At 35.2% G+C, this 19100-nt stretch carries 12 protein-coding genes and 1 pseudogene; 1 reads left to right on the forward strand and 12 read right to left on the reverse strand.

Translation table 11 applies throughout. The features are described from left to right. The 9 genes and pseudogenes from ACIDC4_RS22950 to ACIDC4_RS22990 form a co-directional block, all read right to left on the reverse strand. Positions 1–300 (reverse strand): annotated as a pseudogene (locus tag ACIDC4_RS22950) (hypothetical protein); the annotation flags it as partial. A 467-nt stretch (positions 301–767) separates the two neighbouring features. Further along, positions 768–980: a hypothetical protein gene (locus ACIDC4_RS22955; protein WP_412043580.1), complete on the reverse strand. Its 213-nt coding sequence runs from the start codon at positions 978–980 to the stop codon at positions 768–770. Between the two features lie 81 nt (positions 981–1061). Next, positions 1062–1661 carry an REP-associated tyrosine transposase gene (locus ACIDC4_RS22960; RefSeq protein ID WP_412043579.1) on the reverse strand — a complete coding sequence of 200 codons (600 nt, stop codon included), beginning with the start codon at positions 1659–1661 and terminating at the stop codon, positions 1062–1064. A 1204-nt stretch (positions 1662–2865) separates the two neighbouring features. Next, positions 2866–3579: a DUF1266 domain-containing protein gene (locus tag ACIDC4_RS22965; protein WP_412043578.1), complete on the reverse strand. Its 714-nt coding sequence runs from the start codon at positions 3577–3579 to the stop codon at positions 2866–2868. A 6-nt stretch (positions 3580–3585) separates the two neighbouring features. Continuing rightward, a complete protein-coding gene (locus ACIDC4_RS22970) occupies positions 3586–4284 on the reverse strand; it encodes a hypothetical protein (RefSeq protein ID WP_230039348.1) in 699 nt (232 codons plus the stop codon). A 15-nt stretch (positions 4285–4299) separates the two neighbouring features. Beyond that, positions 4300–4761, reverse strand: a complete 462-nt coding sequence (locus tag ACIDC4_RS22975) for a hypothetical protein (RefSeq protein ID WP_412043577.1) — start codon at positions 4759–4761, stop codon at positions 4300–4302. 278 nt (positions 4762–5039) lie between these two features. Next, positions 5040–6893 (reverse strand): rhamnogalacturonan lyase, encoded by a 1854-nt coding sequence (locus ACIDC4_RS22980; RefSeq protein WP_412043576.1) that lies wholly within the window; start codon positions 6891–6893, stop codon positions 5040–5042. 324 nt (positions 6894–7217) lie between these two features. Then, positions 7218–9344, reverse strand: a complete 2127-nt coding sequence (locus tag ACIDC4_RS22985) for a hypothetical protein (RefSeq protein ID WP_412043575.1) — start codon at positions 9342–9344, stop codon at positions 7218–7220. Between the two features lie 420 nt (positions 9345–9764). Then, positions 9765–13172 carry a DUF4450 domain-containing protein gene (locus tag ACIDC4_RS22990; protein WP_412043574.1) on the reverse strand — a complete coding sequence of 1136 codons (3408 nt, stop codon included), beginning with the start codon at positions 13170–13172 and terminating at the stop codon, positions 9765–9767. A 533-nt stretch (positions 13173–13705) separates the two neighbouring features. On the opposite strand from ACIDC4_RS22990, the gene ACIDC4_RS22995 reads away from it, so the two are divergent. Then, positions 13706–15205, forward strand: coding sequence for a rhamnogalacturonan acetylesterase (locus tag ACIDC4_RS22995; RefSeq protein WP_412043573.1), 1500 nt, complete (start codon positions 13706–13708; stop codon positions 15203–15205). A 196-nt stretch (positions 15206–15401) separates the two neighbouring features. Here the strand turns inward: ACIDC4_RS22995 and ACIDC4_RS23000 are convergent, their stop codons facing one another. The 3 genes from ACIDC4_RS23000 to ACIDC4_RS23010 all read right to left on the reverse strand — a co-directional run bounded on the left by ACIDC4_RS23000 (position 15402) and on the right by ACIDC4_RS23010 (position 19097). Continuing rightward, positions 15402–15578, reverse strand: a complete 177-nt coding sequence (locus ACIDC4_RS23000; protein ID WP_055095391.1) for a histone H1 — start codon at positions 15576–15578, stop codon at positions 15402–15404. Positions 15579–15896: 318 nt separating this feature from the next. Then, positions 15897–17225, reverse strand: a complete 1329-nt coding sequence (locus ACIDC4_RS23005; RefSeq protein WP_412043572.1) for a rhamnogalacturonidase — start codon at positions 17223–17225, stop codon at positions 15897–15899. Between the two features lie 582 nt (positions 17226–17807). Further along, positions 17808–19097: a DUF4861 domain-containing protein gene (locus tag ACIDC4_RS23010; protein WP_412043571.1), complete on the reverse strand. Its 1290-nt coding sequence runs from the start codon at positions 19095–19097 to the stop codon at positions 17808–17810. Positions 19098–19100 lie beyond the last annotated feature (3 nt).

The following is a 19100-nucleotide window of genomic DNA, read 5'->3' on the forward strand; positions in this document are numbered from 1 at the left end:
ATTATAATACTTCCATTTATTATCTTTTAACTTATTGATAGTATTTCCCTCTGAAACTATATTTTTCCCATCATAATACTTTACGTAAAACGATAATTTATTTAATTTATTAGTTACCATTTTTGAATCTATTACACCATTTTTATAATAAAAAATAGAATCAATAAATTCTGCTGGATTCCCATAAATTTTCGAAACTATTTTTCCTTCTGCATCATATTGAATAATTTCTTTTGTATTTTTTTTACATGACAATAAAATAAAAAATACTAACAGTATGACCTTTTTATATGCATTCATTTTTTTTGTTTTAATCAGCGTTATAATATTTTCCCCTGCTCTCCGAAGTGTTCCTTATTCGAGCTGCGCAAATGTCTCTGGCTTTGCGCTATTTTAAACAAATTTAATTGAAAAATGAAAAACGCTGAAAGTCTCCGACTTTAATACTGAATTAATATAATTTATATAGAGTTAAAGATTTTGGATCTAAAACATTTACTATTGGATGATCAACTTTTTCAATTTCTAATAATCCTAAATCATTAACTTTGAGACATTTTCGCAACTTTTCATGAGAACTCTTCGGGGAGTGGGGTTTTCTTATAAGGAAATGGCTCCGAACATCAGCATTATCCCAAGAATGATAAAACCAATTCCAGCCATATAACCTCCAAAAGTATGCGCAGGAAAAGTCTTATTCGGATTTTTATATGTATAAATTATCACGAAAATACCTGCGACTATAAATGCGAGTGATTTTAAAAGATTCATGGATTACTATTTTGTTTTAATGCTTGGTCTTTTGCCGTATCTATACTTTGGTCAATTATAGAGGTTGCTGCCAATTTAACGGCTTCGTTTGTTACCTTACTGTCAATTTGCGAACCTGCAATCTGGCCAACCGCAAGACCTGTTAGTCTTATCGCGGCATCGCCGCCTTTTCCCCGCTCTGCGAAGTGTTCCTTATTCGAGCTGCACAAATGTCTCTGACTTTGAGCCGTTTTAAACAAATGTAACTGAAAAACGAAAAACTCTGAAAGTCTCCGACTTTAATACTGAATTTAATATAAATTATATAGAGTTAAAGATTTTGGATCTAAAACATTTACTATTGGATTATCAAATTTTTCAATTTCTAATAATCCTGAATCATTAACATAATTACCTGCACTACAATAAATATACTCCGAAGCTTTTGCAACCAATCCGGCTCTCACAGGATTCAAATGTATATAATGCAATTTAGACCACATAAAGGCTGTTGAATAAATTTCCTCTGCATGATTTCCATATTGCCAGAATTGATATTCTTTATTACGCTGATGTTTTTGAGCTGCAAGTTTAAAACGTTCCAGCATCCATTCTTTTCTGCTTTCAGGACTACTTTGAATTTTATCTAAAATATTTTTTGCAATAAACTTTTTAAAATCCCTAATTAAATCTGACAATTTCCCTTCTTCAGACTGAACAATTAAATGAATATGATTGCTCATAATAACATAGCCATACAAAATCATTCCTTTATTTTTAATACAATAATCGAAACAGTCAATTACAATGTCTCTGTACGTTTGACGCGTAAAAACATCAATCCAGTCTACAACTGTTGATGTTATAAAATGAGGTAATTTTTGATCTCGAATTATATATCCTTCTTTCATTTATTTTTTTTTTCGTATAAAAATAATCGTTTTTATCTTACAAAAAATATTTTTAGAAAGCTTACAGTGAAAAGTCGGGAGACTTTTATTAGATGTAAGATTCATTAGATAAAAAAAATTGCGCAAAGTCAGAGACATTTGCGCAGCTTTTCATGAGAACACTTCGGAGAGCGGGTTTGCGCAGCTTTTCATGAGAACACTTCGGAGAGCGGGCATCGTATTTAATTTGTATTTACTAAACCAAAAAAACTTGGAAATAGAATTAAAATAAATATGTATACAATTACAGTTAATCCACTAATCAAAAAATAATTAAGCCCTAAGTTTTTAATGTTTTTATTTTGATAGAAATCTAAAAGTAATTGATGCTTGTCGTTGAATATTAATAAAAAATAGTTTGGCAACAAGAAAATTAAAAAGCTCGAAATAATAGTTAGGTATCTGCTCTTTGAATAAAATGCATGAAGAAAATCAAAGTCAACATGAAATGCCGTAATTAATATTAGACAAATTAAAAAACAGTTTAAAATATTAATACTTGTTAAAACTATAAGTGATAATATCAAAGAAAATTTACTCTCATTTTGGGCACTACTAATTTTAAGAAATAAACTTACCCAAATTTTATAATATATTTTTATCATGTATTTATTATTATTATTATTATTTATTGAGACATTCAATATAATCCCCAACTTATTTGTGCAACTCCAATTGCAATCCCTACTGGATTAGATACTTTTAGAAAAGTTGTTACGACACTAACTGTTCCACTTGCAAACGAAATGGCATCCGAGAGTTTTGGTGTTTCTCCTTTCGATACCGAATCATATATTTTAAACCCGCTCTGCGAAGTGTTCCTTATTCGAGCTGCGCAAATGTCTCTGACTTTGCCCCCGCTCTGCGAAGTTTTCCTTATTCGAGCTGCGCAAATGTCTCTGACTTTGCGCCATTTTAAACAAATGTAACTGAAAAACGAAAAACTCTGAAAGTCTCCGACTTTAATACTGAATTTAATATAAATTATATAGAGTTAAAGATTTTGGATCTAAAACATTTACTATTGGATTATCAACTTTTTCAATTTCTAATAATCCTGAATCATAAAATAAAAAGTCGCAAAGTTATTCGTGTAAACCACTTTACTTTGCGACTCTTTTTTTTGATTAATCATTTTCCTCTTTAAAAAACGACGAATTTGCGTTTACAAATACTTCTTATCTTTTAAAGGACTTTTTACATTATGAAGCAGATCATCTGCAATTTGAATCATTCCGCTGTTGTTTGGGCCTCCCCAAAGTGCTCTTCCAAATATGTAACTAATGGTATATTCTTCCCATGTAGTACAATATTTTTTCAGTTCAGTAAATGATTTTCTCAGATATTCTTTCATCTCTAATTCCGAAAGATAGCCCGCCTCATAACAACAACGTGATAAAAATGCTCCTCTGCCGTAATTCCATGCAGCATCTTTGATCTTTTTTATTTGCGCTAAATCTTTAATCACATTTTGCTCTATAAGCTCAGGCACTACATTGTTAAGATTACGATATACATCCAGATACTTCCTGAAAATGTCTTCTTCTGCAGGTAAATTCGACTTTAAAATCGTAACATAGTTCTCTTTATTTTCGAAAGCATCATAAACGATATCTATATATTGATCCTGATTTCTGTCCTGCAGATCCAAAAGTATTTCTGCTGCACCTTCTTTATCATAGATACCCCAATAATCTTCTAAAAGCGTCTTTAATGTCGATTTACTAAGTCCGGTTTCATACGAATTAAGATAAGCAGATTGTTGTTCAGCATACATAGCACTAACTAATAAATAGTCCAATTGCTGGCCAACTACTATATTTTTATCATTTAATCGAATGCTTTTAAACGCATTGAAAATCTTTGAAAATATGCCCATTTGTCTTTATGCTACTTGTAGATTTGGAAACTTGTTTTGCAATACTTTTACGAAATTCTCTCCTACTACCTGATATTTTGCTCTTGTTAATAATTGTTTATTCAAATTAAAAATATCTGTTGGATCCGGAACATAATGCAATCTGTCGTGAATTTCAAGTGCCAAAGGATTTCCATCTATATTGAATGTAATGATATGAGTTTTTGGTAAATATTCTTCAGAAGATTTTGAGTACAATCCTAATTGTGATTTTAGAATACCGCCATATTCAAGTTTTGCATCTTCGATACGGAAATTATCAAAAACAACGTGCTCGTCTAATTCTCCAACAGCATCAGTGCTAAAAAAATGCAAATCATTACCACTCAAAACCCAGAAACATTCAGTTTCTACTCGTTGCAATTTTACGCCTACAGCAGAAAGTGCCACATTTTTTATTCCGTCAGTTACAACTTCCTGAACTTTATTGGCTTTGGTCTGAGGAACAGATCCGGAGGTGTAAGCATCTATCGATTTCCCTTTTAACCATTGTGTTAATTGCTGAAAATCTTGTTTTAAAACTTCTTCTTTATGAAGATCGTATTTTGTTCTTTCAAGATCTAAGTCAATTTCTGATTTTGCGGCTGCATGTTTTTTGTTCATGTATACCATAAAAATGATACCGGCAATTACTAGTACAACAGGAATTAAAAAAAGTGGATTCATAATTTAATTTATTTATTAAAGGTTAATTGGTTTTACGTCTTTGTTTTTGTCTTTTCCAAAAATGCCATACAGAATCAAGCATACTAATAAAAACAGAATTATTTTTCCGCCATATTGCGTATAAAATCCTGATTTTAAAAGTTGTTCTTTATCTAATTTATTGGTGCTGATTATTTTTTCAAGCTGTTCATCAGAGAGTTCGTAATATCTGTCAGAATCCGGTTTTGCTAATACCAGCTTTGGTTCCTGTGTGATCCAAACCGGAATCCAGGCAATACTATATTCCTGATGCAATCGGGCAAGATCTAAATGTGTATTTGATTCTTCTTTTGAGAGGTATTCGTCTGTATTGGGTAAATCTGATACAATTTCTAATTTGTCAATTTTTCCAATTGGTATTCTTGCTTTGGCTAAAGCCAAATTGTAAGAGCAGAAAGTAATAATCGTTGTTAATAGAATTTTTTTCAGGTAAGTCATTATTTATTGGTTTAGTATTTTTTTTGGGTTTATTTGGATTAGTATTCAATTTGCAACAACAAAAAATGATATGTTAAAACACTAAAAAAAGAATATTATTAAAAGCTTCTTTAACATTTTTGTTCAAATATATTTAATTTTTCTTACAATATAGAATAAAAAAAATTAGATTTTGCATTTTAATAAAACACAAAATCTAATTTCTAAAATGTATATTCTTTTTTGTTTTAATGTTAAACTTAACGTTACAAAAAATTAATATTCACGAAAAATACCATTTAATTATCCCGTAATTTAACCAGTACAATATTTGGTTTTGGTGCAGGTTTCATGCCTGTTCCCATATAAAAACTGGTATGTGGCGGCTGATTATATCCCACATTTTGCCATGCAACACTTAGTCTGTATTGCGGATCGTGCATCAAAGTATATTGTCTTATTTCGGTTGGAATTGTAGTCGAATAAACTCTAAGCTCTGTATTATCTTCAGATCTTAATATTAATTCTTCGCGCCAGTCCCCTAAAATATCTGCAGAAAGTGCCGGTGTCGATTTTGTACCATTGTTTGATGCCGCTCCTGTTGCAGTAAATAATCGGCCTGCGTTGTATTTGTCTATGTAATTTGAGTTCAGTAATTCTCTTGAAGAATCTCCATCCCAATAAATTAAAAAATTGATAGAGCTTGGTGCTTTTCCTATTTCATTTCCTTTCATGTCATGCAAAAAAGGAGATCCTGACCACCAGCATTGCGCGCCTTTTCGGGTTGGATCTATATTGTCTGCAACTCCTCGCCCAACATCTTCGTTTATAGAACCGGTAAACAATACTTTTCCGTCAGCAGCAGAAAAAAGTGTTACACCCGGCCCTGTCGTTCCGTTTTCTATTTCATGAATCCCAAAAACCTCTAAACCGGGAACATCAAGATCAAAATCTGAAACGTGAAGTGCATCTCCGTGTCTAAAACCTGTCGTATACAAACCTTTTCCGTCATCATCGACACACATCGATCCGTAGATAATTTCGTCTTTTCCGTCGTTATCCACATCTGCAACCGTTAATCCGTGATTTCCCATTCCGGAGTACGGATTCTCAGCATCTTTACTATCAAAAACCCATCTTGAAGTCAATTTCTTATCTCTAAAATCCCAGGCTGCCAAAACGGTTCTTCCGTAATAACCACGGCACATTACCACACTTGGATGAACGCCGTCCAGATAAGCAATACAAGCTGTAAAACGATCAATCCTGTTTCCTTTGGTATCATTTCCTCCACTTCCGCCATGTCCGCCCCAACCGGCAAGATCACCGCGTTCCGGAATATAATCGACGGTGGTAATTAGTTTTCCTGTTCTTCCGTCAAAAACCGAAAGGTATTCAGGGCCTTTTAGAATTTTACCCAAAATAGGAGAATTGGGGTCGCGTTCTACCCAGTCTTTTGAGGCATCGCCAACCACATTATTCTCACTGTCGGTAGTTCCGTCAGCCGTTTTACAGACAAATTCTGAAATTCCGTCACCATCTAAATCATACACCATAAATTGTGTATAATGTGCGCCTTCGCGAATGTTTTTTCCGAGATTAATCTGCCATAAAAATTTCCCGTCTAAAGTATAGGCCTGAAATATGGGTGGGTCTGTAATTCCGGTATGTGAGTTATCGTGCGCCTTTCCGGTCATGTGCACAATCAGGTCGTATCTTCCGTCTCCGTCTAAATCCCCCACCGAGAGATCATTTGGAATATATCCTTCAACCGGTTTTAGTTTAATAGATAAATAATCTTTATCCGGACTTTGTGCAGCAATGCTAAAACTTCCTTTTGCATCAGTTTCTTTTCCTTTAAGAACTGTTTTTACAAACCAGGTGTTTTCTTCCTGACTATTGGCTTTGGTATCTACAAAATTAGTAGCACCCAGAATAGGTTTATCATTAAGTTTAACAGCTTTTTTAGTACCGCTTTTTCGGTATAAATTAAATGCTAAATCGTCAGAATCAGTTCCAAAAACTCTCCATCCTATAAAAAACTGACCTTTGTCTTTTACAGCAATAACGCCCCGATCCAGGTTTTCCATTTGCCTTTGAGCGAATGAAACTAAAGTTGATAAAAGAAATAATATTAAAATTTTATTCTTCATGATTGGTGTTTTTTATGGTTAGTTATTGGCCACGGATTGAACGGGTTTTAGCTGGTTTGCACTGATTTTTTTTTAAATCTCTCGCAAAGACGCAGAGGCGCAAAGTTTTTATTTTTATATTGTTTATCATCGCACACGGATTACACGGTTTTTTGACTAGTTTGAACTGATTTTTTTTTAATCTCTCGCAAAGACGCAGAGGCGCAAAGTTTGTTTTATAAGTTTATTACTTTGCGCCTTTGTGGAGAATATTTAAGCTCTAAAAATTAAAATAAAAAATCTGCGACAATCCGTTCAAACCCGTCTAACCCGTGGCCCATCAAATCAAAACATCTTTTTAAATCCTTCGCTTTGTATTTTCCATGTTCCGTCTTTTGGGAAACCAGGATTCTCTTCTGTGCTTCCATCCCAACCGGCGCACATCATGGCAACAGCGGTTAACAATCCTCCGTTTCCGGGAAGGTAAAGTGTTAATCTTTCTGCCTGATAATTGTGTCCGTTTTTTAAATACGTATTTGTCGTTACATTCATAAATAATGCATCAACAGCTTTTTCGGGCATTTGTAAACGCGCTGCCGACATGGCTGTCATTGGAAAATCCCATCCCCATGTTTTATCCCATGTCCACGTTTTCCAAACCAGATCGAAAGTATTTTTCATGATTTTTTTATCTAAAAGCGATGTTTCCGGAAGCATCCCGAAAGTTCCTAATACAGACGGATGATCGGTTTTGAATTCCGGATTGGTATACGAATCTTTGGCACTTTCTGTGGCCAGATATACCTGATCTAAAACTGGTAACGGAGATAATTTTGCCAAAACGTTTTCCCATTTTTCCGGTACTGTTTGGTTTAATTTTTTCTTCCAGGCGATTGCTGTTTTCAAAGCCCAGTTCCAATAGGCTAATTCATAAGTTGGGTTGAAAGTTTCCATTGCCTTAAAACGTTCCTGAGCCGGAATAACACCTGGCCCTAAAACATAACGATCTGTTTTGCTGTCGTAATGGGCAAAAGAAGCCATGAAATCTGCGGTTGCAAAAACACGCTCGCTATATAAATTTAAAGTTGCTGTGGTAGGTATGGCACGATAAATCAATTCAGCATAGGTAATAAAATGTGGCTGTTGCCAAATCAAAAATGAACCTACAGATGACGGACTTTCGTTCCCGTCTGCATCTACCATTTTCTGCCATCTTGCGCCTTCAAAACCTTGTCTTTTTGCTATGTTTTTGGCTTTTTCAAAAACTTTCTGATACCACGGTAAACTCTTCTCTAGCAATTCTGGTCGGTTCCAGAGTGCAAAGTGAACACCGTGCCACCAATGCATTTCTAAATGCGGTTTTCCGTACCAACTATTATACGTTAAACCTGTTTCCTGAGGCGGCACTTTTCCTGTACATTGCACCTTAGTCAAATATTGCGAAAGGATTACTCTACGTTCCAATTCTTTGGCACGCGGATCTGTACTTCCTGAAAAATCTACGGCAGCGCCACTTTTCCAGAATTGTTCCCATCCTTTAATACTACTATTTTGAATCTCTGCGAAAGAAGAATTGGATATTTTTTTATCTGCTAAAGCAAAAAGACAGCTTAATTCTAAAGTATTTGTATTGGCTGCTTCGATCACAAAATAATGATCTGCAGTTTTTTTAATTTGTGCATTTCCTTTCCAGTTCAAATTCACATTATATGAAATACTATCCATAACATGGGTAACAACGGCTTCTGTTTTAGACTTTTCGACAAGAGTACTTTTATAATCCTGCTTGCCTTCGTATTTTGTTCCCATATCTGCCCAATCTCCTGTTGGAAACGGAATTCTTAAACTAATTTTTAAGCGTTTTTGCTGTAATAAATCTGATTTTACTTTTACTCCAATGACATCTTTTTCCTGATGAGAAGCCGTAAGAACGGTAACCGGAATACCTTCTACTTCAAAATAACTTTCGATTTCTCCTGTCCATAAATTCAGTTTTTGGGCAATCGATTTAATGTCTTCGGGTTTTGCCGGACTTCCGTCTTTTTTAGTAATCTCAAATCCTAAATTTCCCAATTGCAATAAATGCGGATTCTGGCGAAACCAATTCACCGCTTCGACTTTTCTGGCTGGTTCCTTTATCTGAACCGTGTATGAAATATCCCTGCCATATTGCTTGTAATCTCTCAGGGTTTCCGAAAATTTATAATTATTGGTATTTTTATAACTGTCCCAACCCCACTCTGATTGTGTTCCTAACGGGATTCCGTTTTGGTATTTTTTAGGGAAAGTCTGCAAACCGGTAGCATCAACAGTAAAAGCAAAAGCACCGTTACCCACAGTGAGCGAAGCCAAAGTATCGATAGCCGTAATTTGTATATTATGCCTTGTTACTAATGCTTTTCGATCAATTTTCTGCTGAGCCGACAATGAAATCGAGAATAATGATATAATTATTAATAGATGTTTTTTCATTTGGTTAGGTTTATAGTTTCAGGTTGAGATAAAAAAAAAATTAACCGCAAAGTGCGCAAGGTTTTTATCTCCAATATTTGTTAAAAAATTAAGTTCGCAAAGCTTTATCAATACAAAGCTTTGCGTGCTTTGCGGTAAAATTTTAAGCGGTTTCATGTTTTTATTTTAATAGGTCATCTAATTTTATTATTGGCTCGATTTATATGTCGTCCCTACGGGACTCGAATGATAGTAGCTATAAATGTTTCTATAAATATATCGCTCCTCTGGAGCTTAAAATTTCTATTTCAAAATCCAAAATCTATATTCTAAAATCTACACTCTATATTCTACATTCTATATTCTACACTCTATATTCTACATTCTATATTCTAAATTCTATACTCTATACTCTATATTCTATATTCTAAAATCTAAAAATCACCTCACCAAAGTCAAACTCATCAAACCAATCACCACATCGTTGGCAATAGTTTTTAAAGTCAGGTTTTTTAATGTTTTATTTTTATCTAATGGTAAATCTAAAATCGTTCCTGCGCCACCATCGACTCCATAACTCGTGAATCCTTTTATGGTTTTAAAATCTTTGAAATCTCTCGAAATTTCTCCTGTTTTAAAATAAACTCTTGGCGGTTTTGGGGCATCGGTTGTAAAAGCCAAGCCATCAATAAAATAATCCTGCTCGATGGGCCACCAGTTTTCGGGGTTTTTTAAAAGCAGAATTTCTGAAGTTCCGTCCGTATAATTAATGGTAATTTCTCCGTTTGTGATGCGGCTTTGCATTGGGTTTGTGGTTCCTGCGAGCATGAAATACGCATGTGACGCTTTTCCGTTTAAGGGAATATTGATGCTTTCAGGAAAATTATCCCACATAGATGTGAAGATGATATTTTTTTGATTTTCATCAGAAGGTGTCTGAAACGGAATTCCGTTTGGAGTTGTAATCTGTCCGTTTGCTTTTGCTTTTTCGCGTAAACCTTTGTCATCGATTTTTACGGAAATATTCGGATAACACCAATTCCCGATTCCTTGTTTGGGTAATTGTAAAGTCACCGTTTGCGGTCTTGGCGATAAATATTCATAATTGAAAATATCCGTCACTTTTGAGTTAAAAAATGATGCTAACGAAATTGTTTCTGCACGTTTGGATTTGTCCAATGGCGCGTCCCAGTTTGTAGCTTCTTTGTTAGATATATTATCTGATTTTACATTTGCATGAATGGGTTTCCACCAGGATAATTCTCCCTGTTTCAATTCTACAAAAAAGAGTTTATCACCTGCCGAATTCACTTTTGCCTTGAGCGAATTTTCTGTTTTGGAAATTTCACTTAAAACTAATTGCGGATCGTAAACTGAAATTATTTTAGCTTTAGAAGTTTTCAATTCTACTATTTCATTTACAGTATAATTTTCTTTTGAAGTTACTTCTTCTATCAAATCGCCTTTCCATTTAATGGTAATTTCATAAGAGGCATTATAAGGAACTTCGATACTTATTTTTGGATTGCCGATGTTTTCGGAAACTGATTTCCACAAAACTGATTTTCCGTTAACGGTAATATTTTCTACAGTTTCATAAGACGAATTCAAAACCAGATTTAAATTCATTTTAGCCGAAAACTGATTTTTGATCTGATATTTTTCTTCTTTATTTTCTCTTTTAAAATCAATCGAGATGTCCGGAATTTGTAAAGAAGCTTCATTCCATTTTTGAGGAAATCCGGGTTTGATGGTTAAGACCTCAGCCAAAGCATCCGGCTGAATCCCAAAAAGTCCTTCGACCAAAGTTCTTGAAGCCATACCAATAGGATCGGCAAAATCGCGATACAATTCGCCACGCATCGCATCCTGATACAAAAGCTGTTCGAAACCTCCGGGAGAAGCTCCTAAATACATACTTTCTACCAGAGCACTTTCCCACATTGTAAAAGCTTTTTCTGATTGTCCGCCTTGCCAAAATGCCAATGAAGTATGCAATTGTTCGGCTAAAGCCACATTATTTGTCGACCATGTATAAGGCTGCCAGTTGGTGGTACTAATAACATAAAGGTCTTTTTTATCCAATCCTTCTGCCGAAATCGGGATATGCGGAATCTGATTGTTCACATAATCCAGCATTTGATAACTCTCGAAAGGATTCGATAATTCTGAATCGATCGTGTGGTAAATGCTCCAGATTCCCGGTGTATCGTGCAATAACCTGTTTCCTAAAGCGTCTTTGTATTCGGCAAAAATTCCTTTATTGGCCACCCAAAGCTCACTGTTTGTGGCTTTAAGAATTTTATCAGCTTCTTTATTAAAAGGGTTTTCATCCTGTTGAATTTTCTTTGCAATTTGGGCAACTGTTTTGTTCGCGTAATAATTGTACGCCGAAGAATGAATGACTCCGCCCCCGCTGTATTGCAAGGCATCACTCGCCCAAATTGAAGCGTATGCGTCGTATAATCCGTCTCCATCTGGATCGAAATTTCTTTTTTCCCAATTTAAATGTCTTTGAATGGTTGGCCACATTTCCTTTATGAAAGCCGTATCACCCGTCCATTTAAAGTGTCTGAGCATCTGATCTATAAAAACCAGATTCATATCATAATGATGGGCAACGTTATTCTTATTCGGACTTCTGCTGATATATCCGCTACTGAACATTGATGTCCCTATTTCTTCTTTTTGGCGGGCTAAATTTCTTTCTTCATCCAACACAATCGGGCCACTTTCCGGACTTGTCACTTGCGAATTGCTATAACTGGTAAAATGCGTTTTTGCACGATCATGCCAGCCCAAAGGATCTGCAGTATAAGCACCTCGCCACGCATTTAGATACATTCTCCAGGCAATGGCACCATGAAGATAGGCTGGACTTTCCCAAATCCCGTCGGCAGCGATGGCAAGGGCAGATCCTAAAGTATTGATATAAGGATCCGGAGTCGAAACCTTTACTCTATTGGCCAAAAACTGTGTTTGCTGAACTGACTTTTCGTAAAGTTGTGCTATATTTTTCTGGTTGTAATTTGTTTGGGAATCTTCTGCCAAAAACAGCCAATAATCACCTTTTTCTGTGATTGATTTTATTTTTCCTGTAATGAGACTCAGTGATTCGGGATTTGAATTGTAAAGTTCTAATGGGGTTTTCTGAGACTTTGCATTGGCCAAATGTGTTACAGATTCCGGGAAAAATCCGCTAAGGCTTTTATTGTTTCCTGTTTTTTGTTTGTTGCTTTCTGAACCATATTCTAACAGAAATGATTGCTTTTTGATCGTGTACTTATTATTGATACAATAATCAGGCTGCAGATAAAAAACCGATTCAGGATCGGCACCAATATCGCCGTCACGGCTAAACTTTTTTCCGGTTGCTCCGCCAAAAGCCCAAATCAAACTGCTATTTTTTGATACGTTTTTACCATATACTTTTACGATAAAACCTTCGCTTTCTTTTAAGGCGACGACATCTACAAATAATTTTCCGTTTCCTAAAATCGGGTCTTCAATGGTATAATGCATCGTGCCTAAAACATATCGGGTATCAATTTTTGAAGTTTCAGTAATCCATTTGCTTTCGTTTCCGTTTACGAGACCTAACTTTAAGTTTCCTCCCATACCTGGCATATACATTGCAAACTCAGGCAAATCGCCTGTTTCTACCCTAAATCCTGTATAAGAACCATACAATGCTCTGTTGAATTTTCGGGTACCATTTTTTAAAACAAAACTATTTCCTTCCGGCGCGTAGTGTATTTTGCGTGGTGTTTTATTTTCTTGTCCAAACGTAACGAGTGAACACATTAATAAAGCTGCCAGGGTTTGAATAGATTGTTTTTTAATTTTCATAGCGTTGTAAAAAATGAATTATCCTTAAATTCGGATAATATAATTATTCTGTTCTAATTTTATGAATGCTGTAACGTGGATGCAATTTCTTTGTTTTTTAGTGGTATAGTATCCTGTACCTACCTGATTTTCGCAATATAATAATTTATAATATTCTTATTTTTTAACATCATAGTACAGGATACTTTATAAAAACAGAACTCCTAGTTTTGAAATAACATCAAATTAACTATGCTACAAAAAAGTTTCAGGTTTCCTGATAAGGCTTTCGCTTCGCTTAGCCTGAAAATGTAAATGACTTTTACCGCAAAGAGCGCTAAGGTTTACGCTAAGTTCGCAAGGTTTTTGTTTTGTATTTCGCTTTGCTTTGAGGTCGCTAAGGGATTGCGAAAAAAGTACGCAGATGAAACGAGTGGCTTGAAATTAAAAATTAAAACTTCATTGATAGCGAAGTCGAACTTTTGTTTAGTCTTTTTGAGTTACGATTATTAAAACCTATTAAACAATTACTTTTAAATAAAATATCATATTTCATGAAATCAATCAAACTATTAGCCCTGTTATCTCTGGCTTTCCTTTTTTTCAATTTCACATTAAAACAAGAAAATAAACCAACTGTTTTTATGGTGGGCGATTCTACTGTAAAAAATGGCAAAGGCGATGGTTCCGGCGGACTTTGGGGATGGGGCGATTATATTGGGCAATTTTTAGACACTACAAAACTCAATATCGAAAATCATGCTTTGGGCGGTACAAGCAGCCGAACTTTTCAGGATAAAGGTTTGTGGATTGCAGTTTTAAATAAACTTAAAAAAGGAGATTACGTCCTGATTCAGTTTGGGCATAATGATGATGGGCCTTTAAACGATAGTCTTCGTGCACGCGGAACGATCAAAGGAATCGGAAACGAAACTCAGGAAATCGATAATATCCTGACCAAAAAACATGAAATTGTTCACAGCTACGGCTGGTACATTCAAAAGGTAATTCGTGAAGCAAAATCAAAAGGAGCGATTCCGATTGTTTGTTCTCCGATTCCGCGAAACGACTGGAAAGAAGGAAAAGTACCTCGTAACAATACATCATATGGTTTATGGGCCAAACAAATTGCAGAGAAAGAGAAAGTGACTTTTATCGATTTGAATGATAAAATGGCTCTGGAAATGGAAAAACTAGGCGAACAAAAAGTAACGGGAACTTACTTTTATAAAAAAGACCATACGCATACCTCAGCAAAAGGTGCGGTACTTTCTGCTTCGGTAATTATTGATCAATTAAAAGAAAGCAAAAACTCTTTGAAAAATTACATCTTAAAAGACCCAAAAATTGTGCTTCCTGCCAAAAAGAAAGTGTATCTAGTTGGAGATTCTACAATGGCCAACAATAATGGCGATCAAAATGCCGTGGGTTGGGGAGTTCCGTTTCCTGCGTATTGTGATACAACCAGAATTGAAGTGATTAATAAAGCGAGAGGTGGCAGAAGTACCCGAACTTTTGATCATGAAGGCCTTTGGGATGAAGTTAAAAATCAGTTACAACCCGGAGATTATATACTAATTCAGTTTGGGCATAATGATGCGGGGGCTATTGATAAGGAAAAATTTAGAGGTTCCCTTAAAGGAAATGGCGAAGAAACGCAGGAAGTTACTCTTGCAGATGGCTCGAAAGAAATTGTACATACTTTTGGATGGTACATGACCAAGTTTATTCGCGAAGCCAAAGAAAAAGGTGCTATACCTATTGTTTTAAGCCAAACGCCAAGAAATGAATGGCCAAACGATAAAGTAGAACGAAGAAGTGATACGTACGGAAATTGGTCGAAAGAAGCTGCCGAAAAGGAAAAAGTATTCTATATCGATTTGAATGAAATAGTTGCTCTTAAATATGAAGCTTTAGGGAAAGACAATGTAAAAGCTTTTTTTCCAAAAGATCATACGCACACTGGCGCAGAAGGTGCTAATCTCAATGCATTGACCATAGCGGAAAGCATTAAAAAATTAAAAGACTGTGGACTTAGGGATTATGTGTTATGAGTTTTGAGTTATGGGTTATGGGTTATGGGTTGCTTGACAATTTTTATTCATCATAACTTCTAACTTCTAACTTTTAACTTCTAACCTCTAACTTCTAACCTCTAACTTCTAACCTCTAACTTCTAACCTCAAATTTCTCCCATAAAAAAAAACCTCGTTTAATTGCTTAAACGAGGTTTTATTTTGAATAAAAATATTATTTTTTTGATTCTTCGATAGAAACTTTTCTAAACTCTTTTAAAAGTTTTTCAATTTCTAAAGTAGCTTTACGAGCTCTTGGTCCAGCAGCTTTAACACCTTTTTCTGTTAAAGATTCAGCTTCTGCTCTAAATGTGTCAATTTCGGCGTTGATTTTTACTAATAGATCTTTCATGCTTATAATGATTAAATTAAGCCGCAAAAATAAAAGTTTGATTGATAGTTACAACATATTTCACGTTAAAATTATCAGTGTTTTTCGGGGTTCCGGTTAACATTAAATTTACTTCACTTTTTTTCTTGAAGTATAGAAGAACCAAACAACTACTAATCAATCACTTATTTATCCAACTCTAAAAAGAGAGGCTTACACGACGTGTAAAAAGCTGTTGAAAATAATTTTATTTTTTTTCTCCAAATCTTAAAAAACAGTCTCAAATTTTAACTTTTAGGCAATAAACAACCTGGAAAAAGATGAGAATTTGAGGAAATATTACTCAACTAACTGTTTATTCACGTAAACATTTTTAAAATTCACCCCATTTATTATGCTTTTATCAATGTCGGTTTTCGTTGCCTGAATATTTAAATTCTCAAATGTAAAATTGGATAAACGAACATTTGGATCATTTTCTACTCCGTAAAAAGTATCACACTTAAGATCGATATTTTTTAAAGTAACATGGTCTCCGTAAGACAACGGAACATCAGGACGTCCTTTTAAATCAAAAAATTGTTTCCAGGCAAACACAGCCAGACAGGTTTTGGCTTCTCCCTTGATATCTTCTACTCTTATGTATTCATATCGCTGTGGTGTGTCAGGTCTCATTTTTAGCCATAATAATCTCGAAGCGCCGTCTATTTTACAATTACGCATAATTACGTTTTTGTTATGAATAGATTCGCTTCCGTTTGTTAGTGCCGAATGACAGAATCCAAAATTGCAATCTTCGATGATGATATTGGCATTGGGTCCATTGTTTTTATCCTGATCTGCGTAAGGTCCTTTCCCTCCTTTTAAAGCAATTGCATCATCATTAACCGAAAGGTAACAGCCTTTTACCAAAAAGTTAGTGCAAATATCAATATCGATCGCATCTGTACTTGGCGCTTTTGAGGTGATGTGAGGCGAAAAAATATAAAGATCAAGCAGTTTTACATTATTACATTTATAAAAATGATTCGTCCAGAAACCGGAATTTATTAGTCTTACATCCTGAAGCTGCACGTTATTAGAGTTCCATATAAAAACCAATCGCGGTCTTGAAACTTCAAGATTGGTGCATTTTGGATTCTCTTTGCGTCGCGCCCAAAAAGCATCCCAATACTTTTTTCCGTTTCCATTAATGGTTCCTTTTCCCGAAATAGAAAAATTATCGACTCCGTATGCATTGACCAAAGCAGGGAAATAATCCAAATTTTGCCCTTCCATTCTCGATGGCATTATTGGGAAATCGGCGATATTATCAGAACCTTTCAAAACTCCGCCTTCTGAAACGTATAATCTAGTTTTAGGTTTAAAAAATAAAGCACCGCTTAAATAAACTCCTTTTGGTATTATAATAACTCCACCTCCATTTGCCGCGGCTTTATCAATTACCTTCTGAATGGCAACGGTTTGAATTTTGGTACTGTCCTTTCCTACTCCAAAATCTGTAATGGTGTATTTTTTGCCCAGGTCTTTCAACTGAATTTTAGAATAATCCTTAAACCAATTGGTGATTTCGCTTCCATCCGGAAATGTATCATTGGCATAATTCTGCGCAAAGGATGTCTGTGAAAATCCTATGATGCAGATTAAAATTTTAAAAATATTTTTCATTTTGGTTATGTGTTAGTGTTAGTTAGTTATTTTTTTAGGAGCTAATCCCGCTATTCGTTCCAATCTTTTCTGTCCGCCCCGGCGAACACAAAAGGATTTCCACTTCTATCGGGGCTAGGGCATTAGTTTTCATAATAATATTTTCGTCTAATTGTGTCGTTATTCAACTTTGTCAAAGTTTAAAACTTTGACAAAGTTCTCCGCAATCTTGTCATCCTGACAGAGGAAGGATCACACAAGAAATTCCGCAAAGATTAGCGATTTACTTTGTCGAGTTTCTTGCGGAGATCCCTCGTTCCTCGGGATGACAAACTGGACGTTTAGTCTTTGTCGAGTTTCGAGTGTGATCTACTTTATTTGCTTGCTATTGCTCGAGTCTCGTTCCTTGGGATGACAAACTGAATGGTCATTCTTTGTCGAGTTTCGAGTGTGATCCTTCCTCCGTCAGGATGACATACTGAACGCTTATTCTTTGTCGAGTTTCTTGCGTGATTCTCTTTCTTCGGGATGACAAACTGAACGGTCATTCTTTGTCGAGTTTCTTGTGTGATCCTTCCTGCGTCAGAATGACAAACTTGGCGTTTACTTCACCTCAACTTTAATTTTAGCCGATAATTGTTTGGCCAAAGTCGTGACGTAATTGGTAAAATATGCTGAATCTTTAAAATTACTGTCTGCGCTTAATTCCCAGCCGGCTATTGGGTAATAACTCACTTGCTGATTGTTTTTTGCAGAAAGTTTTATCAAATAAGAATCTGTTAGTTTTCCTGTTTTTGGTGCTTCGATGTAGCCTTTATATAATGCTTTTGGTACAATTACAGCAGTTCCCAAAATCCATTGGCGTTCGTAGGTCAGTTTATCATGCATTATGAAACATACAAAATCTCCGGCATTAATTACCTGCAAAGGGTTTTGATTGTTTAAATTCGAATATGCAATTACAAGTGTTTCTTTTCCTTTTAAGCCATTAACCGAAATAGTGTTTTTATAACCGTACATTCCAGGCCAAATCGATGTAGTTTCCTGTGCCTGATATTTATTTCCTGAAGCTTCCCAATTTTGATAGTTATAGCTCAAAACTGAATTTACCGGACCTTCGCTTACTATTTTGAATGTTGTTTTTTCGATATTATTTATGGTATCGCTACCAATAATTCCTAGTCTGTTGATTTTATTATCGATTAATAAAGCAAAACCTCCAAGTCCGGCTGAATTTCCGACAGGAAAAATATCTCTTCCCCAATCGTACATCACGTGATAATTGTCTTCAACAGCTCCTTTACTGTTTATACCAACATCTTCTGGTGTAATGGCAGGTATTTTTTTTCCAAAAACATCTTTTGAATTTCTTCCGTCCAGATAATGCCTGAAACCTACTTTGTCATTTTCCCAGCTTGGGCCGTCGGTTTGATATTTTTGGTAACCTAATTTTTTATGTACCTGATTGGCCATCAACACTTCATCGGTTGCGGGATGAACAGGCAGGTTCTTGGCTTCTCTCTTTCCGAATCTTGCACTTGTTTTTATTGGAAATTTAGGATCTGTATCTGACCAGTTTAAAGTTGCCGTTTTTACTTCTTTTGGCGAAAAATCAGTAACGATAAATAATTCATCCCATTTTCCGTCTCCATCCAAATCATTAACCTGTGCCGGAATTGTATCGTTTTTATATATTAAAATAGGATAAGTTCCTGTTGGGTTATTTAGGGAAAGTTGGTTTCTTTTTATCGAAATTGCCTTTTGAGGCACCTCTATATTAGAAGTGTTTTTTAAAACAATGGTATTTCCGTTTGATTTTTTCTGTGCATTACAGTTCGCAAAAATCAATACTGATAATGCAATAGGCGCGTAAAATTTTATAGTATTTTTCATTCT

This window comes from Flavobacterium sp. C3NV (assembly GCF_046825355.2).
Lineage (GTDB): Bacteria > Bacteroidota > Bacteroidia > Flavobacteriales > Flavobacteriaceae > Flavobacterium.